General features: G+C 67.9%; 16 protein-coding genes and 1 pseudogene. 6 read left to right on the plus strand and 11 right to left on the minus strand.

Features of this window, described 5'->3' with window-relative positions; translation table 11 throughout:
* Both RMP08_RS00720 and groL read left to right on the plus strand, forming a co-directional pair.
* Nucleotides 1–187, plus strand: a pseudogene (locus RMP08_RS00720) (co-chaperone GroES); the annotation flags it as partial.
* A 43-nt stretch (nucleotides 188–230) separates the two neighbouring features.
* The gene (gene groL, locus RMP08_RS00725; RefSeq protein WP_310467026.1) at nucleotides 231–1,874 is read left to right on the plus strand and encodes a chaperonin GroEL; all 1,644 of its coding nucleotides are present in this window, start codon (nucleotides 231–233) and stop codon (nucleotides 1,872–1,874) included.
* A 90-nt stretch (nucleotides 1,875–1,964) separates the two neighbouring features.
* Here groL and RMP08_RS00730 read toward each other — a convergent pair whose 3' ends face one another.
* The 5 genes from RMP08_RS00730 to RMP08_RS00750 are packed head-to-tail and all read right to left on the minus strand — an operon-like array spanning nucleotide 1,965 to nucleotide 7,192.
* The gene (locus tag RMP08_RS00730; RefSeq protein ID WP_310467027.1) at nucleotides 1,965–3,404 is read right to left on the minus strand and encodes a M20/M25/M40 family metallo-hydrolase; all 1,440 of its coding nucleotides are present in this window, start codon (nucleotides 3,402–3,404) and stop codon (nucleotides 1,965–1,967) included.
* A 41-nt stretch (nucleotides 3,405–3,445) separates the two neighbouring features.
* Nucleotides 3,446–4,828: a M20/M25/M40 family metallo-hydrolase gene (locus tag RMP08_RS00735; protein WP_310467028.1), complete on the minus strand. Its 1,383-nt coding sequence runs from the start codon at nucleotides 4,826–4,828 to the stop codon at nucleotides 3,446–3,448.
* A gap of 23 nt (nucleotides 4,829–4,851) precedes the next feature.
* Nucleotides 4,852–5,958, minus strand: coding sequence for a cell division protein ZapE (zapE, locus tag RMP08_RS00740; RefSeq protein ID WP_310467029.1), 1,107 nt, complete (start codon nucleotides 5,956–5,958; stop codon nucleotides 4,852–4,854).
* On the minus strand, nucleotides 5,955–6,413 hold the full coding sequence (locus RMP08_RS00745) for a PaaI family thioesterase (RefSeq protein ID WP_310467030.1): 459 nt from the start codon (nucleotides 6,411–6,413) through the stop codon (nucleotides 5,955–5,957). Before RMP08_RS00745 ends, zapE begins: the two co-directional genes overlap by 4 nt.
* A complete protein-coding gene (locus tag RMP08_RS00750) occupies nucleotides 6,413–7,192 on the minus strand; it encodes a succinate dehydrogenase iron-sulfur subunit (RefSeq protein ID WP_310467031.1) in 780 nt (259 codons plus the stop codon). Before RMP08_RS00750 ends, RMP08_RS00745 begins: the two co-directional genes overlap by 1 nt.
* 109 nt (nucleotides 7,193–7,301) lie before the next feature.
* On the opposite strand from RMP08_RS00750, the gene RMP08_RS00755 reads away from it, so the two are divergent.
* Nucleotides 7,302–8,381 (plus strand): glycosyl transferase, encoded by a 1,080-nt coding sequence (locus tag RMP08_RS00755; RefSeq protein ID WP_310467032.1) that lies wholly within the window; start codon nucleotides 7,302–7,304, stop codon nucleotides 8,379–8,381.
* Here the strand turns inward: RMP08_RS00755 and RMP08_RS00760 are convergent.
* Together RMP08_RS00760 and RMP08_RS00765 are read right to left on the minus strand one after the other, a co-directional pair.
* Complete coding sequence (locus RMP08_RS00760; protein WP_310467033.1) at nucleotides 8,361–8,816, minus strand: peroxiredoxin; 456 nt, start codon at nucleotides 8,814–8,816, stop codon at nucleotides 8,361–8,363. The genes RMP08_RS00755 and RMP08_RS00760 overlap by 21 nt on opposite strands.
* Nucleotides 8,813–11,500 carry a bifunctional [glutamine synthetase] adenylyltransferase/[glutamine synthetase]-adenylyl-L-tyrosine phosphorylase gene (locus RMP08_RS00765; protein ID WP_310467034.1) on the minus strand — a complete coding sequence of 896 codons (2,688 nt, stop codon included), beginning with the start codon at nucleotides 11,498–11,500 and terminating at the stop codon, nucleotides 8,813–8,815. The genes RMP08_RS00760 and RMP08_RS00765 overlap by 4 nt, the downstream gene beginning before the upstream one ends.
* Nucleotides 11,501–11,588: 88 nt before the next feature.
* Here RMP08_RS00765 and RMP08_RS00770 point away from each other — a divergent pair, with 88 nt between their 5' ends.
* Complete coding sequence (locus RMP08_RS00770) at nucleotides 11,589–11,747, plus strand: hypothetical protein (protein WP_310467035.1); 159 nt, start codon at nucleotides 11,589–11,591, stop codon at nucleotides 11,745–11,747.
* A 116-nt stretch (nucleotides 11,748–11,863) separates the two neighbouring features.
* Here RMP08_RS00770 and RMP08_RS00775 read toward each other — a convergent pair whose 3' ends face one another.
* The 3 genes from RMP08_RS00775 to RMP08_RS00785 form a co-directional block, all read right to left on the minus strand.
* Nucleotides 11,864–12,493: a sigma-70 family RNA polymerase sigma factor gene (locus RMP08_RS00775; RefSeq protein ID WP_310467036.1), complete on the minus strand. Its 630-nt coding sequence runs from the start codon at nucleotides 12,491–12,493 to the stop codon at nucleotides 11,864–11,866.
* A gap of 85 nt (nucleotides 12,494–12,578) precedes the next feature.
* The gene (locus RMP08_RS00780) at nucleotides 12,579–12,722 is read right to left on the minus strand and encodes a hypothetical protein (protein WP_310467037.1); all 144 of its coding nucleotides are present in this window, start codon (nucleotides 12,720–12,722) and stop codon (nucleotides 12,579–12,581) included.
* A gap of 76 nt (nucleotides 12,723–12,798) precedes the next feature.
* Entirely contained in the window at nucleotides 12,799–13,596 is a 798-nt protein-coding gene (locus RMP08_RS00785; protein WP_310467041.1) for a response regulator, read from the minus strand.
* Nucleotides 13,597–13,966: 370 nt separating this feature from the next.
* On the opposite strand from RMP08_RS00785, the gene RMP08_RS00790 reads away from it, so the two are divergent.
* Together RMP08_RS00790 and RMP08_RS00795 are read left to right on the plus strand one after the other, a co-directional pair.
* Nucleotides 13,967–14,104: a NepR family anti-sigma factor gene (locus RMP08_RS00790; protein ID WP_310467038.1), complete on the plus strand. Its 138-nt coding sequence runs from the start codon at nucleotides 13,967–13,969 to the stop codon at nucleotides 14,102–14,104.
* A gap of 27 nt (nucleotides 14,105–14,131) precedes the next feature.
* A complete protein-coding gene (locus tag RMP08_RS00795) occupies nucleotides 14,132–15,676 on the plus strand; it encodes a histidine kinase dimerization/phosphoacceptor domain -containing protein (protein WP_310467039.1) in 1,545 nt (514 codons plus the stop codon).
* A gap of 126 nt (nucleotides 15,677–15,802) precedes the next feature.
* Here RMP08_RS00795 and RMP08_RS00800 read toward each other — a convergent pair.
* Nucleotides 15,803–16,070: twin-arginine translocase subunit TatC (locus tag RMP08_RS00800; protein WP_310467040.1), on the minus strand; the 268-nt coding region annotated here is incomplete at its 5' end.

Consider the following 16,070-nt stretch of genomic DNA (forward strand, 5'->3'; position numbering starts at 1 on the left):
GCCGCAGGAAGGCGAAGTCATCTCGGTCGGCACCGGCGCCCGCAACGAGCAGGGCACCGTCCATCCGCTCGAGGTCAAGGCCGGCGACAAGATCCTGTTCGGCAAATGGTCGGGCACCGAGGTCAAGGTCGATGGCGAAGACCTCATCATCATGAAGGAAAGCGACATCCTCGGGATCGTCGGCTGACTTCAGATTCGTAACCGTTTTTCTCAATTGAAAGGGTAGCCAGATGGCAGCCAAAGACGTGAAATTCAGCCGCGACGCGCGTGAGCGCATTCTGCGCGGCGTCGACATCCTCGCCGACGCGGTCAAGGTGACCTTGGGCCCCAAGGGCCGCAACGTCGTGATCGACAAGAGCTACGGCGCGCCGCGCATCACCAAGGACGGCGTCACCGTCGCCAAGGAGATCGAGCTCAAGGACAAGTTCGAAAACATGGGCGCGCAGATGTTGCGTGAAGTGGCGTCCAAGACCAACGACATCGCCGGCGACGGCACCACCACCGCCACCGTGCTCGCCCAGGCGATCGTCCGCGAGGGCATGAAGTCGGTCGCGGCCGGCATGAACCCGATGGACTTGAAGCGCGGCATCGATCTCGCCGTGACCAAGGTCGTCGAGGATCTCAAGGCGCGCTCGAAGCCGGTCAGCGGCTCCAACGAGATCGCCCAGGTCGGCAGCATCGCCGCCAACGGCGACACCATCGTCGGCGAGAAGATCGCCGAGGCGATGGACAAGGTCGGCAAGGAAGGCGTGATCACCGTCGAGGAGGCCAAGGGCCTCGAGTTCGAGCTGGATGTCGTCGAAGGCATGCAGTTCGACCGCGGCTATCTGTCGCCCTACTTCATCACCAACCCGGAGAAGATGTCGGTCGAGCTGCAAGACCCCTACATCCTGATCCACGAGAAGAAGCTCAGCAACCTCCAGGCCATGCTGCCGATCCTTGAATCGGTGGTCCAGTCGGGTCGTCCGCTGCTGATTATCGCCGAGGACATCGAGGGCGAGGCGCTCGCCACGCTGGTCGTCAACAAGCTGCGCGGCGGCCTCAAGGTCGCGGCGGTCAAGGCGCCCGGCTTCGGCGATCGCCGCAAGGCAATGCTCGAGGACATCGCGATCCTCACCGGCGGCGAGATGATCTCGGAAGATCTCGGGATCAAGCTCGAGAACGTCACGGTGCAGATGCTCGGCACCGCCAAGCGCGTCACCATCGACAAGGACAACACCACCATCGTCGACGGCGCCGGCACCAGCGACAACATCAAGGGCCGCACCGAGGCGATCCGCCAGCAGATCGAGAACACCACCAGCGACTATGACAAGGAGAAGCTCCAGGAGCGCCTTGCCAAGCTCGCCGGCGGGGTTGCCGTGATCAAGGTCGGCGGTTCGACCGAAGTCGAGGTCAAGGAGCGCAAGGACCGCGTCGACGACGCGCTCCATGCCACCCGCGCGGCCGTCGAAGAGGGCATCGTCCCCGGCGGCGGCACGGCGTTGCTGTACGCGACCAAGGCGCTCGAGGGCATGAAGGGCGGCAACGACGACCAGACCCGCGGCATCGATATCGTCCGCAAGGCGCTGTACTCGCCGGTCCGCCAGATCGCGTCGAATGCCGGCCATGACGGCGCGGTGATCTCGGGCAAATTGCTCGAGGGCAACGACCCGACGCAGGGCTTCAACGCCCAGACCGAGATCTACGAGAACCTCGTCCAGGCCGGCGTGATCGACCCGACCAAGGTCGTGCGGACCGCGCTGCAGGACGCGGCCTCGGTCGCCGGCCTGCTGATCACCACCGAAGCGGCGGTCAGCGAAATGCCCGACGACAAGCCGGCGATGCCGATGGGCGGCGGCGGCATGGGCGGCATGGGCGGCATGGACTTCTAACAAGTCCCGCCACCCGGCCGATCAGGCACAAGAGAAGGGCCGGAGGAGCAATCCCCCGGCCCTTTCCTTATGCGCGTTTGAGGTTCGCCCTTACTTCCCCGCGAGCGCCTTGAGCATCATCTCCCAGTGCACGACATTGTCGTACATCGCGCGCACCGGGAGGCGCTCGTCGAGGCCGTGGGCGCGCTCGTCGTCGGGGGAGATGCCCCACGAGCCATCGACGCCGTAGGTCGGGATGCCGTTGGCGCGGAACCACGAGCCGTCGGTGGCGCCGGTCGACATCTGCGGGATGATCGGCATCGCCGCCCCGTGCAGCGCGTGGACCGCCTCGGTGTAGGCCTTGACCACGTCCGGCCGCAGCGGCGAGGCGGGGGTCAGCCGGCCCTGGTCGGGGAATGGCGTAACCGCGATGCCCGCCCCGGCGATCGACTTGAGTTCGGCCTCGACGGTCTTCGGGTCGACCCCCGGCATGATCCGGCAATTGACCGTCGCCTGGGCTTTTTGCGGCAGCGCGTTCTGGGCATGGCCGCCCTCGAGCATGGTCGCCACGCAGCGGGTGCGGGTGATCCCGGTCTCGAGTTCATTGTTCTCGACCGCGTCGGCCGCCGCGCCGTCGTTGGGGTTGGCCAGCCACGCGCGCATCGCATTGCCCAGTTCGCTCGCCCCTTCCTGCTTGGCGCGCTCGGTGAAGTAAGCGCGCGTGGTCTCGTTGAGCATCGGGGTGAAGCGGTGCCCCTGGAGCTTGGTCAGCGCCGCCGACAATTCATAGATCGCATTGTCGGGGCGCGGGCGGCTCGAATGCCCGCCACGGTTGGTCGCGGTGAAATGGTACGACTGGAAAATCTTCTCGGCGGTCTGCAGCCCAAAGCCGAGCGGCGCGCCGGCGCGGGTGTAGGCACCGCCGCCGCCGTCGGCGTTCAGGGCGAACTCGGCGTCGGTCAGCTTACGCCAGTCGACCGCGCCCAATCGCGCCCCGTTCATCTGGGTTTCCTCATCGCCGGTGAAGAACAGGATGATGTCGCGCGTGGGCTTGAAGCCGTCGGCCTTGAGCTTGAGGAGTGCGGCAGTGGTCGCGATCACGCCCTGCTTGTCGTCGCTGGTGCCGCGCCCGTAGAAATAGCCGTCGCGCTCGATGAACTCGAACGGGTCCTGCTTCCAGTCGGCGCGCTTGGCCTCGACCACGTCCATGTGGGCCATGACGAGGATCGGCTTGGGTCCGTTGGCGCCGCCGGTGCCGCGCCAGCGGGCAATGAACGATACCGTCTTGTCGCCGGCCGGGCCGTCATGCGGGATGATGTTGATGTCCTCGGCGGGAATGCCGGCCTGCTTGAGCGCGGAAGCGAGATAATCGGCCATCTTGGGCATCTGGTTGCGCCCCGCGACGGTCGGAATCTCGATCGCCGTCTCGAACATCGCGCGGGTGCGCTGCTGCCACTCGGGCGAGAGCTTGGTGGGCTGTGCGACCGGGTTGGCGGCAGCCATCGCCGGCACCGCGCAGCAAGCGAGGAAAGCAGTCGCGAAATGGCGCATCATGAGTCTCCTGAAAGGTGTCGGTTCGGCGATCGCTCGGCTCAATTGCCGGCCAAGCGGCGGAGCAGGTCTACGGTGATCGGAACCTGGCCGTGGAAGCCTTCGATCAACAGTTTCTCGTCAAGCCCGTGCGATCCGCTTTTCTCGCCGACCAGCCCCCAAGTCCCGCTCACGCCGTAGACCGGAATCCCGGCGGCGCGAAGGTACGAGCCGTCGGTCGCCCCGGCCGACTGGTAGGGGATGATCGGCGCCTTGGGAAAGCGCGTGTGGACCGCGGCGCGGAATGCCTCGGTGACGTCCTCGCGAAGCGGCGAAGGCGCGGTTTCGGGCGTGGTCGATTCTTGGATGGTGGTGACCGCGACGTCGGGGCCGGCGAGCGCCTGCAATTGCTGGCGCACGACCTCGATCTTGACCCCGGGGAAGATGCGGCAATTGACATTGGCCTCGGCGCGCTGCGGCAGCGCGTTGGGGGCGTGGCCGCCCGACAGCATGGTGGCGACGCAGCGGGTGCGGGTCTGGCCGATGTCGATCGCCTCCAGCAAATCGGCGCTTTCGCGGTCCTTGGGGTTAGCGAGGAACAGCTTGACCAGCTCGCCATACTGGCCGGGATCGTTGGCCGCGGCCTGGGTGAACGAGCCGCGCGTGGCGTCGTTGATCATCGGCTCGAAGCGGTAGGCCTCGATCGCCTTCAAGGCGCCGGCCAGCGCGTAGATTGCATTGTCCGGGCGCGGCGCCGAGCTGTGCCCGCCGCGGTTGGTCGCGACCAGTTTGTAGTCGGCATAGGTCTTCTCGGCGACCTGCAAATAGAAACCCTCTGCGCGGCCGTCCTTGAACACCGACCCCCCGCCGCCGTCGAAATTGAGCCCATATTCGGCGTCGATCAGCGGCTTCCATTCGCTCGCCGCGCGGCGCGCGCCGTGCATCATGGTTTCTTCGTCGCCGGTGAACAGCACGATGATGTCGCGCGTCGGCTGGAAGCCCTGGCGCTTCAATTCCTGCAGTGCGAGGACGACCCCGACCAGCTCGCCCTTGTTGTCGGCAGCGCCGCGTCCGAGGTAATGGCCGTCTTTCTCGCGGAACTCGAACGGCGGGTTCTGCCAGTCGGACGCCTTGGCCTCGACCACGTCCATGTGCGCCATCAGCAGGATCGGCTTTTTGCCCGACGGCCTGGCCGCCGGCCAGCGCGCGATCAGCGTCTGGGTGTTGTCGTGGTCCTTGACCTTGACGTCGGTGATCCCGGCCTTGCGGAATTCGGCGGTCAGCAATGCGGTGAGCTTGCGGAACTCGGCGGTGCGCCCGGCGACGGTGGGGATTTCGACGACCCGCTCGAACAGGTTGCGCTCGGCCTGGCGGCGGGCGTCGTCCTGCGCGGCGGCCGGCGCGGCGAGTGCGAGCGTGGCGAGCAACATCGATCTGAGCAGCATTGGCGTCCCCTTTGGTCGCGAGGCTAGGCGGCGCCGTGGCCCTCGGCAAGATAGGCCGCGCTCTGCATTTCCTCGAGACGGCTGACGGTGCGCTGGAACTCGAAGCTGCCGTCGCCCGACGGATAGAGGCCGGCGGGCTCGGCGTCGGCGGCGGCGAGCAGTTTGACCCGGTGCTCGTAGAGCACGTCGATCAGCGTCACGAAGCGCGCTGCCTCGTTGCGCATCTCGCGCGTCATGACCGGAATGCCGACCATGATCACGGTGTGGAAGCGCTGGGCGATGGCGAGGTAATCGGCGGCGCCGCGCGGCTCGCCGCACAACCGCTTGAACGAGAATACCGCGACGCCCTTCAACGACTTGGGGACATGCAGGGTGCGCCCGCCGGGCACCGGCAATTCCTCGGTCGGCACCTTGGCGCGGTCCTCGACCGGATAGTCGGTGAGCTTGAAAAAGGCCTCGCTCAATGCCGCGGAGGAGGCGGGGCCGTTGGGGACGTGCCACACCGCGACCCCTTCGAGTCGGTCAAGGCGGTAGTCGGTCGGGCCGTCGACCGGGACGACCTCGAAGCCGCCCTCGAGCAACGCGATGAACGGCAGGAACAGCTCGCGGTTGAGGCCGTCCTTATAGAGGTCGGCGGGCGGGCGGTTGGAGGTGGCGATCACTTTCACCCCGCGCTCGACCAATTTGCCGAACAGCCGCGACAGGATCATCGCGTCGGCGGGGTTGTTGACGACCATCTCATCGAACGCCAGCAGCCGCGCCTCGCCGGCGATGGTTTCCGCCACCGCCTCGATCGGGTCGCCGTCCTCGCTCGCCCGCGCCTCGCGCAGCCGGGCGTGGGTCTCGAGCATGAACGCATGAAAATGGACGCGGCGCTTGGGCTCGACGGGGATATGCTCGAAGCCCAAATCCATCAGCATCGACTTGCCGCGCCCGACCCCGCCCCACAGGTAGATGCCGGCGAGGCCCTCGGCGTCATCGCCGAACAGCCGGCCGAGCAGGCCGTTCTTCTTGGACAGCGCCGCCGCCAGCCGGTCGAGCGCGGCGGCGGCGCGCTCCTGCGCCGGGTCGGGCCTGAGCTCGCCGGCCGCGACCAGCGCCGCATAAGCGCGGCCGACCGGGCCGCTCATTTCGGCGCGTTGGGCGTCCGCACCCGCTTGAGCGTGCCCGAGAAGCTGTAATTGGTGTCGCCGTCCTGGCTACACGTGCCGGCGAGGAACACATGCCCGCCCGGGGTCTGCGCGATCAGCTCGACATGCGCGTCGAGCGGCACCCCGGCGCGGCCGCGGCCGATGAAGCGGGTGGCACAGTCGAGCGTGACATAATGCCCCTCGGCCATGCCGGCGCAGCGCCCGCCGCCGAACAAGGCCATGTCGATGAAGCTCATCACCGCGCCGCCGTGGAGCGAACCGCCGAAGTTCAGGTGCTGTTCGGTCGGGAACATGCGGACGATCGCGCGGCGCTCGCCGTCGGGGCGGAAGATGATCTTGCCGGTCGCCGCCGCGAACGATCCCGCGGGCATGTCGCCCCAGGTGTACCAGCCGGGATTATCGGGGTCTTCCGTGGCCCCGCTCGGGATCGCCATTACGCGGCGCGCTCGGCGATCAATTTCTTGGTCTCGGCGATCGCCTTGGCCGGATTGAGCCCCTTGGGGCAGACGTTGGCGCAGTTCATGATGGTGTGGCAGCGGTAGAGGCGGAACGGGTCCTCCAATTGGTCGAGCCGCTCGCCGGTCATCTCGTCGCGGCTGTCGACCAGCCAGCGATAGGCCTGGAGCAGCACCGCAGGGCCGAGGAATTTGTCCGAATTCCACCAGTAGCTGGGGCAGCCGGTCGAGCAGCAGAAGCACAGGATGCACTCGTACAGCCCGTCGAGCTTGGCGCGGTCGACCGGCGCCTGGAGCCGCTCCTTGCCCGACGGCGCCGGCGACGCGCTCTTCAGCCACGGCTGGATCGAGGCATATTGGGCGTAGGCGTGGGTCAGGTCGGGGACGAGGTCCTTGACCACCTCCATATGCGGCAAAGGCGTGATCTTCACCTCGCCCTTGATGGCGGCGATCGGGGTGGTGCAGGCGAGCCCGTTGCGGCCGTCCATGTTCATCGAGCACGACCCGCAAATCCCCTCGCGGCACGAGCGGCGGAAGGTCAGGGTCGGGTCGATCTCGTTCTTGATCTTGATGAGAGCGTCGAGGACCATCGGCCCGCAGCTGTCGAGGTCGATGGTGTAATTGTCGTAGCGCGGGTTGGCGCCGCTGTCGGGGTCGTAGCGGTAGACCCTGAAGCTCTTGAGTCGCTTGCCCTCGCCCGCCTGCCAGGTGCGGCCCGCGGTGATCTTGCTGTGCTTGGGAAGCGAGAACTCGGCCACCGGCCACTCCTGTTGCGACTGGCAAGGCCGCTAACATGCCCGCCGCGGGGTTTCAAATGAGGCGTTGCGCGCTGGACGATGCGCGGCTGCCTCGCCAAGACGGAGCCCGATGATCGACATCGCATTCCTCGCGCTGGCGCAGGCCCACCAGCACCTCCACTGGCTGCCCGCGGCGCTGCGCCTGGCGCGCGAGCCCGGCGTGCGGGTGTATGTGCTGTGCCCGAGCTGGGCCGGGCTCAAGTTCATCCGCGGCTACGACCCTGAGCGGACCCTGCGGCTGCGCTGGATGCCCGCGTCGCGCACCGACGGGCTGTTCGCGCTGCCGCCGCGCAAGCGCATCCTCAAGCGCTGGGGCTGGCTGATCCGCCGCTATCCGTATGTCGTGACCACCGAGTCGACCAGCACCGCGCTGCGCCGCGACCCGCGCTTCACTGCGCGCATGATACGAATCCGTCATGGCGCGGGCGACCGCGACAGCGTGTTCGACCCGCGCATCGATTTGTTCGACCTGACGCTGGTCGCCGGCGCCAAGGACAAGCAGAAATTGCTCGACGTCGGCCACGCCACCGACGCCGATTGCATCGTCAGCGGCTACGCCAAGTTCGAACTGGTGCGACCGACGCAGCGATTGTTCCCCAACGACAACCCGATCGTCCTCTACAACCCTCATTTCGAGCCGCGCCTGTCGAGCTGGTTCACCCACGGCGAGCAGCTCATCCGCGAGATGGAGCGGCTGCCCGAATGGAATTTCGTCGTCGCCCCTCACGTCAAATTGGAGGGCGGCCCCGAGATCGCCTTGAGCGCGCCCAATGTGCTGATCGACCGCGGCAGCGTGCGCTCGATCGACATGACCTACACCCAGGCGGCGGCGGTCTACATCGGCGACGTCAGCAGCCAGACCTACGAATTCTTGCGCGAGCCGCGGCCATGCATTTTTGTCAACGCGCACGGCGTGGCGTGGCAGGACGATCCGGCCTACGCTAACTGGCACCTCGGCCAGGTTATCGACGCGCCCGACCAGCTCGGGCCCGCGCTGGCGCAAACGGCGGCGCTCCAGCCGCGCTTCGAGCCGCTCCAGCGCGCCGCGATGGACTATGCGGTCGACGATTCCCCGCTGCCCTCGTCGGAGCGGCAAGCGCAGGCGATCCTCGCCTTCATCCGCGCCGATCTAGCGGGGCAGCGCGGCTAACACTTCCTTGGCGTGGCCGGGGACCTTGACCTTGGGCCACGCCCTGAGCACCTTCCCATCGGCGCCGATCAGGAAGGTCGCGCGCTCCATCCCCATATATTTGCGGCCGTACATCGACTTTTGCACCCACGTCCCGAACGCGTCCGAAATGCGCCCGTCCTCGTCCGCCGCGAGCGGCACCGACAGGCGATACTTGCCGATGAACTTTTCGTGCTTGGCCATGCTGTCGCGCGACACGCCCACCACCACTGCCCCGGCCGCCGCGAAGTCGCCCGCCAATGCAGTGAAATCCTGCGCTTCGCGGGTGCAGCCCGAGGTGTCGTCCTTGGGGTAGAAATAGAGCACCAGCGGCCGCCCCGGCGCGGCGAGGTCGATGGTCTCCCCGCCGCTGGTTTCCACTTTCAGCGCCGGAGCGCGCTCGCCTTCGCCGATCATGCCGTGTCCTTCACCTTGTTCCACAGGTCCGCGATCCTGTGCCGCGCCGCGTCGTGCGCCGCAAGCAAGGCGTCCCAATCGTCGTGCCCGCACAATGCCGCGGTCAGCGCGCGCGATTGCCCGGCGGGCTCGCCGCCGTCGGGCGAGACCAGCCGCATCACCACCAGCATCCGGCTCAGCAGCCGCAAATCGGGGTCGAACGCGGGGTCGATCAGATCGGCCTCGGCGAGCCCGGCAATGGCATATTCGAGCCGCGGGTCGAGACCCTCGTGGTGGATCAATTGCAGCGTGTGGACGGCGAACTCGAGGTCGACCAGCCCGCCCGGCCCCAATTTGATGTCGAGCGGGCCCGATGGCGGTTTGTGCTGGAGCATCTCGGAGCGCATCTTGGCCGCGTCGGCGCGCACGGTGGCGGAGTCGCGCTGCTTGCACAGGATCGACTTGACCGCTGCCGCTAGCTTGGCCTGTCCCTTGGCCGAGCCGAACACCGGCCGCGCCCGGCACAGCGCCATATGCTCCCACGTCCACGCCTCGTCGCGCTGATAGTCGATGAAGCCGTGGAGCGGCACCGCGAGCATACCCTTGGCGCCCTGCGGACGCAGCCGGGTGTCGACATCGTAGAGCGGCCCGGCGGCGGTCGGAACGCTCAGCGCGGCGGTCACGCGGTTGGCGAGGCGGTTGAAATAATCGGTCGCGCCCAACGGCTTGGCCCCTTCCGACACCGCCCCCTCGGGCGCGTCGAACAGATAGATGATGTCGAGGTCCGAGGCGTGGGTCAGCGCCCGCCCGCCGAGCCGGCCGAGCCCGAGAATGAGCAATTCGGCGTGCTTGATGACCCCGTGCGCCGCGGCGAACTCGCGCGCGGCAAGCTCGGCCAGCGCGACCACCGTGCCTTCGGCGACATTGCTGTAGCCAAGCGCAACATCGAGCGCGTCGGCGTGGCCGGCGACGAGCTGCGCCCCGAGCGCGAAGCGCCGCTCGTTGATCAGCAGCCGAGCGCGGTCGAGCGCCTGGTCGTACGGCGCACCGGCCATCGCCTTGCGCAATCTGTCGGCCATCGCGGCAGGCTCGGGCGGCAGCGCGAACGAGGATTCGTCGATTAGCCCGTCGAACAAATCGGGGCGCCGCGCCAATTGGTCGGCGAGCAGCGGGGCATGGGTCAGGATCAGCGCCAGGTGGCGGGCCAATTGCGGCCGCGCCTCGAGCAGGCGGTACAGATTGACCCCGCTCGACAGGCGGTCGACGATGTCGGCGAAGCGGTTGAGCGCATGGTTGGGGTCGGGCCCGGCGGCGACCGCGCGCATCAGAGTCGGCAGCATCGCCTCGAACGCCGCGCGCGCCGCCGGCGAGCGCAGCGAACGCGGCTTGCCCGAGCGCCATTCGGATATCCGCCGGAGCGGCTGCTCGGCATCGCCGAAGCCAAGTTCTTCCAGCTCGTTGCGCAAGATGTCGGGGTCGTTGGAAAGGATTTCGCCCGACTCGGTGACGAGCCCGTCGAACAAGGTGCCGATCGCCTCGACGTGCGGCGCGAGGCTGTCGATCAGCGCCGTCGAGCTGTCCAACCCGTCGAGCGCGGCAACCTGCTCCAGCGCATCGGGCTCGAGCGGCAAGCGGTGGGTCTGCTGGTCGTCGATCATCTGCACCCGGTGCTCGACCGTGCGCAGGCGGCGGTAGCCGTCGCCGATCGCTTTCGCGACGTCGGGCTCGAGCCGCCCCGCCGCGGCCAGGGCGGCCAAAGCGTCGAGCGTCGCCGGCTCGCGCAGCGCGGGTTCGCGGCCGCCGTGGACCAGTTGCTGGACCTGGGTGAAGAACTCCGCCTCGCGGATGCCGCCGCGCCCGCGCTTCAGGTCGAAGCCCGCGCCGAACGCCTGGACCTGCGCATAATGGTCGCGGATGCGGGTGCTGATCTGGCGGATTTCCTCGATCGCCCCGAAATCGACCGAGCGCCGCCACACGAACGGCCGGATCGCCTCGATGAAGCGCTCGCCGAGCGCGATGTCGCCGGCCGCGGCGCGGGCGCGGATGAACGCCGCCCGCTCCCACGGCAAAGCGGCCGATTCGTAGTAGGAAATCGCGGCGTTGAGCGGGAGCACGATCGGCGTCACCTCGGGCGACGGGCGCAGGCGCAAATCGACCCGCGCGACATAGCCGTCGGCGGTGCGTTGCTGGAGGATTTCGATCATCCGCCGGCCGACCCGAACCGCCGCCTCGCCCGCGTCGTCCCGCTCGCGGCGGGGCATGGTGGCGGGGTCGAACAGCACAAGCAGGTCCACATCGGACGAGTAATTGAGCTCGCGGCTGCCCAATTTGCCGAGCGCGATGACGGTGATCCCGGCGAGCGGCGCATCGGGCACGCGCTCGGCCAGCGCGGCGCCCAGCGCGCGGTCGATCGCCGCGTCGGCGAAGTCGGACAGCAGCGCCGTGACCCGCTCGAGCGGCAACTCCCCGGCGAGGTCGCCGAGCGCGACGCTCAGCGCCAGCCCGAGGCGGCGGACGCGCAACTCGACATCGACGCTGTCGCCGCCGGCGGCGATCGCCGCCGCGGCCGCCGCCTCAGCGCCATCGGCCACGAACATCTGCGCCAGGTCCGGCCGCGCCGTTATCGCCTCGCGCAGGAATGGCGAGCAGCGCTGCGCGCGGTCGATCGCGCTGCTCCGCGCCGGTTCGATCGCGCCGTTGTTCATCCGCGCCACCTAGCGCCAAAGCGGTTGAGCACGAAACTCTCTGCGGACTCGGTCGTTCTCATTGCACATGAAGTCATCGCCCACCCCCGTGGCGGCGCCGGACATTCACATGGATCGTCGAATCATCCAGGTTGATGTGCCCGATGTGCACGCCGGCATCACGGCCGCCCTGCGCCGCGCCTTCGCGGCGGCGGCGGCAGAGCCGTGCGAGCGCGACTTCGCGGAATTGCTGCGCAAATTGCACTGATTCTCCCGCGGAACGGGGAGGTGGCAGCACGAAGTGCTGACGGAGGGGCCGACCAGCCTCCGAGCGACCCCTCCACCAGCTTCGCTGGTCCCCCTCCCCGTTCCGGGGAGGAATAGTCAGCGGCCGCGGCTGAGGTCGTCGACCTGCCCCATGATGTTCTGCAGCGCCGACTGGTTGGGGTCGGTCTTGTGCTGGCGGCGCGAGGGCAGCTTGCCGCCGGTCAGCAGGCTTTCCAGCGCAACCCGGCCGCGCGCCACGCGGCTTTTGATGGTACCCACGGCGCAGCCGCAGATTTCCGCCGCTTCTTCGTAGGCAAAGCCGCCCGCGCCGACCAGGATCAGCGCCTCGCGCTGCGGCTGCGGCAAATGCATCAGCGCGCGCTGCATGTCGCCCAGTTCGATGTGGCGGTCCTGGCTGGCCGGCGCGGCGAGGATCTTGGCCGCGGTGATGTCGTCCCACTCGCCCTTGAAGCGGGCGCGGCGCATCTGGCTCAAGAACAGGTTCCTGAGGATGATGAAGGTCCACGCGCGCATGTTGGTCCCGGCCTGGAAGCGCAGGCGGGCGGCCCACGCCTTGAGCAAGGTCTCTTGGACGAGGTCGTCGGCGAGGTCGCGGCTGCCCGACAGCGAGCGGCCGAACGCTCGCAGGTGCGGGATCACCGCCGCCAGCTGTTCCTTGAACTCGCCGTCCGACAAGGGTGTCGGCTCAAAGGGCACCTCAAGGGGCGTATCATCCTGTTCGGACACTAATTCCCACCCGATTGGAGGTCGCGCGCAGCCGCTTACCCGCGCAGCCAACACCTAATAGTCGATTGCGACAGTATCTAGGCACTCAGCCCGCGGCGAACAATATCACTGCGAACAGCACGATCACCAGCACGAGGCCGATGCCGAGCACGTAGCGGGTCATGTGCGGGGTCGAGCCCGACCGCGCCTCGGTCGTCGTCACATGCTCTTCGTGCTGCGGATTTGCCACTGATACCTCGATTGTTACGGTTCACCGCCACGCCAACGCGGCGTGGCGGCACCTGTTCCGCTGGCTTCTCGCGCGATCAGGCGGGGACGGTGGCCGCGTCGAAGAACAGCGCCTGGGCGATCGCCGCCTTGACCGTCGAGCGCTGGAACGGCTTGGTGATGAGGAAGGTCGGCTCGGGCCGCGTCCCGGTCAGCAGCCGCTCGGGGAAGGCCGTGATGAAGATCACCGGCACCGAGAATTCGGCGAGGATGTCCTTGACCGCGTCGATCCCGGACGAATCGTCGGCCAGCTGGATGTCGGCGAGGACCAGCCCCGGCGGGTGCTGGCGGGCCTGCGCCACCGCCTCGTCGCGCGTCACGGCGACGCCGGTGACGTTGTGGCCGAGGTCGCGGACGATGGTCTCAATGTCCATCGCGATGATCGGCTCGTCCTCGATGATCAGCACGTCGGCCAGCGTCTGGCGCTCGATTTCCTCGAGCGCCTCGGCGACCAGGCTGTCGACATCCTCGGGGCTGGCGCCGATCAGATAGGCAGTGTCCTCAGACGAAAAGCCCTCGAGCGAGGTCAGCAGCAGCGCCTGGCGCGACAATGGCGTGATCCGCGACAGCCGGGCGTGGGCGATGCCCTCGGCGCCGACGAAGTCCTTCTGCGGCTCCTCGCCTTCCTCGATGTTGGCGGTCGACCAGATCGCGTGGAACGTGCGGTACAGGCCGAGCCGGGGATCGACGTCGCGCGGGAATTCATCGGGCTCGGCGACGATCGCTTCCAGCGTGGCGCGGACGAATGCGTCGCCATGGGTCTGGCTGCCGGTCAGCGCGCGGGCGTAACGCCGCAGGAAGGGAAGGTGCGGGGCGAGTTCCTGGCCAAGCGACATAAGCAAATTGTCTCCGAACTATAGGCGATTTCGCTCCCTTTGAGCGCGCGCCCGGTTTGTTGCAACCCTGTGCGGGAGAGCTTGCTGCGGCGATCCGATGAGTGCCCCCGGGATTATCATTTGCTGGTTGGAACAAAGCACCGGCGATTTGGTTTCCGCAAAGGCTCGGATAGCAACCCGTCGATACGGTCGGGACGCTGCGGCTTGGCCGGGTACGCGTAATCGAAGCGCCGTCGTCCACCAAAAGGCGTTGCGCCTCGGGCCGGAGCCAGTAGACGAGGCGCGCGTGACCCGCGCACGGGGGGACGAGAGGTTGAGTGGTAGTCAAAAGCGCGGAACTGGCAACGCCGCGAACCGGAAGAACCCGCCAATGGAGGCTCCGGTCGCCAAGAAAAAAGGCAAGGTCCGCCCCGGCGACGTCGGCCGTGCGCTGCGCTCGGTCTATGACGACACGCTGCGCGAATCCGTCCCCGACGACTTTCTCAGCCTGCTCGGCAAGCTTAGCTGAGCCGAGCCCGACGATCGCCCTGGTATCGTGAGCGCGCTGGGCCGACGATTCGCCGCACTGCCGACCGCCGCCAAGCTGCTGCTGATCCTGTCCGCGGTGCTGTTGCCGATCGGGCTGGCCCTGGTGTGGGTCGCGCAACAGGGCATCGGCGAGGCCAACGCCGCGCTCAAGGAACGCACCACGCAGCAGGCGCGCACCGCGCATCGCGCCATCGAAAGCCTGATCGCGCGTAATGCGCTGGCGCTGCGCATCGCCGCCAACGGCGCGTTTGCCAGCGGTGCCCGTGACCCATGCGCCGCCGCCCGCCAATCGCTCGCCACGTCGCCCGCGGTGGCTCAGCGCTTCGAGCTCGACGCGCCCGACGGCACGCCGTTGTGCGTGGTCGGCGAAATCGGCGACATCGGCAGCTTGCCGCTGGTCGCGCCAGGCGCCATCGAACTGCGGATCGCTCCCGGGCGTGACGCGCTGATCGTCCGGGTCGGCGTGGTCGGCGGCATGGCCAGCGCCACCATCCCGGTCGCCGAGCTGCGCGAGGCGGCGCTCGAGGCAGGCGACGGGATCGACGGGCTCAGCATGCGCGACAGCAGCGGGCGAATGGAAATCCACAACCGCAACCGCAGCGGAGCGAGGCGCACCGAAGCGGCGGTCAGCCAATGGACGATCGGCAACGAGCAGCTGCGGGTAGAGATCGAGGGCCGCGTGCCGACCCTCACGACGCTTGACCGCTTGCTGCTGCTGCTGCCGCTGCTGATGTGGGTGATGGCGGCGTTGATTACGTGGCTGCTGGTCAGCCGCGTGCTGATCCGCCCGCTGAAGATGCTCGAGCGCGCGGTGACCCGGATCGGGCCCGGCGAAAGCGCCAACACCCTGCCCACGCGGCTTGGCCCGGCAACCGAGATCCGCGAGCTGCGCGATGCCTTCGCCCGCGGGCTGATGCGCATCGAGGAATCGGAGTGCGAGATGGCGCGCGCGCTCGATGGCCAGCGGCGCCTGGTCCGCGAGGTCCACCACCGGGTCAAGAACAACCTCCAGGTGGTGGCGTCGCTGCTCAACATCCACGGCCGCTCCGCCGCCACCCCCGAAGCGCGCGCCGCCTACGCCGCAATCGGGCGACGGGTCGGTGCGCTGTCGATCGTCCATCGCAACCATTTCGCCGAGATGGAGGAGTCCCGCGGGATCGCGCTGCGGCCCCTGCTCGCGGAGCTGACCGCGGAACTGCGCGCCGGGGCGCCTGAGCAGGCGCGCGCGCTGACCATCGAGCTCGACCTCGAAACGACCTACACCACCCAGGACGTCGCCGTGGCGATCGCCTTCCTGATCACCGAGATCATCGAATTTGCCATGCTCAACCGTCCGCAGGAGCCGGTCGAAATCTCGCTCCGCCGGTCGAGCGAATTGACCGCGCGGTTGGGGGTGAGCAGCCCGATCCTGGTGCCCGACGACGACAGCGGCGACCCCGAGAAGGCCCAGTTCGAGCGCATCGTCGCCGGCCTCGCCAAGCAGCTGCGCTCAAACCTCGAGCGAAAGCTCGGCCGGTACAGCGTCGATTTGCCGGTGTTTCCAGCCGCCTAGACAACAGCTCCAGGGATCGTTTCGGCCCTGTGTAAAAAATATTCACAGGGTCCGGAACTCATTTCAAATTTGCCGCGTTGTGCAGTTCGGATAGCGACCTTTTGCCCCCCCGCTCTCGCTATCCGATTACATGGGCCCGGAACCGCCAACCCTCCCCCCCCCCGGTGGCGCTTCCGGGCCCTCACTTTTCTGGGCCCCCTCCACACCTTCTTCTCCATCGTGAGCCGCCGCTGAGCGTGCCGCGCGCCAGTGCGTCAGGCGGATGGCAAGAATCGCCAGTTCGTAGAGCGCATAAAGCGGGACGAGCAGCATCAGCTGCGACACGACGTCGGGCGGCGTAAGCACCGCCGACACCACCGCAGCGCCGACGATCGCGTAACGGCGCGAGCGGGTC

This window comes from Sphingomonas sp. (genome assembly GCF_031426035.1).
In the GTDB taxonomy this organism is placed as follows: domain Bacteria; phylum Pseudomonadota; class Alphaproteobacteria; order Sphingomonadales; family Sphingomonadaceae; genus Sphingomicrobium.

What these genes read in the sequence shown, in the direction of transcription:
- groL (WP_310467026.1), top strand. Translation starts at nt 231, where the DNA reads ATGGCAGCCAAAGACGTGAAATTCAGCCGCGACGCGCGTGAGCGCATT.
- RMP08_RS00730 (WP_310467027.1), bottom strand. Translation starts at nt 3,404, where the DNA reads ATGCGCCATTTCGCGACTGCTTTCCTCGCTTGCTGCGCGGTGCCGGCG.
- RMP08_RS00735 (WP_310467028.1), bottom strand. Translation starts at nt 4,828, where the DNA reads ATGCTGCTCAGATCGATGTTGCTCGCCACGCTCGCACTCGCCGCGCCG.
- zapE (WP_310467029.1), bottom strand. Translation starts at nt 5,958, where the DNA reads ATGAGCGGCCCGGTCGGCCGCGCTTATGCGGCGCTGGTCGCGGCCGGC.
- RMP08_RS00745 (WP_310467030.1), bottom strand. Translation starts at nt 6,413, where the DNA reads ATGGCGATCCCGAGCGGGGCCACGGAAGACCCCGATAATCCCGGCTGG.
- RMP08_RS00755 (WP_310467032.1), top strand. Translation starts at nt 7,302, where the DNA reads ATGATCGACATCGCATTCCTCGCGCTGGCGCAGGCCCACCAGCACCTC.
- RMP08_RS00760 (WP_310467033.1), bottom strand. Translation starts at nt 8,816, where the DNA reads ATGATCGGCGAAGGCGAGCGCGCTCCGGCGCTGAAAGTGGAAACCAGC.
- RMP08_RS00765 (WP_310467034.1), bottom strand. Translation starts at nt 11,500, where the DNA reads ATGAACAACGGCGCGATCGAACCGGCGCGGAGCAGCGCGATCGACCGC.
- RMP08_RS00785 (WP_310467041.1), bottom strand. Translation starts at nt 13,596, where the DNA reads ATGTCGCTTGGCCAGGAACTCGCCCCGCACCTTCCCTTCCTGCGGCGT.
- RMP08_RS00790 (WP_310467038.1), top strand. Translation starts at nt 13,967, where the DNA reads ATGGAGGCTCCGGTCGCCAAGAAAAAAGGCAAGGTCCGCCCCGGCGAC.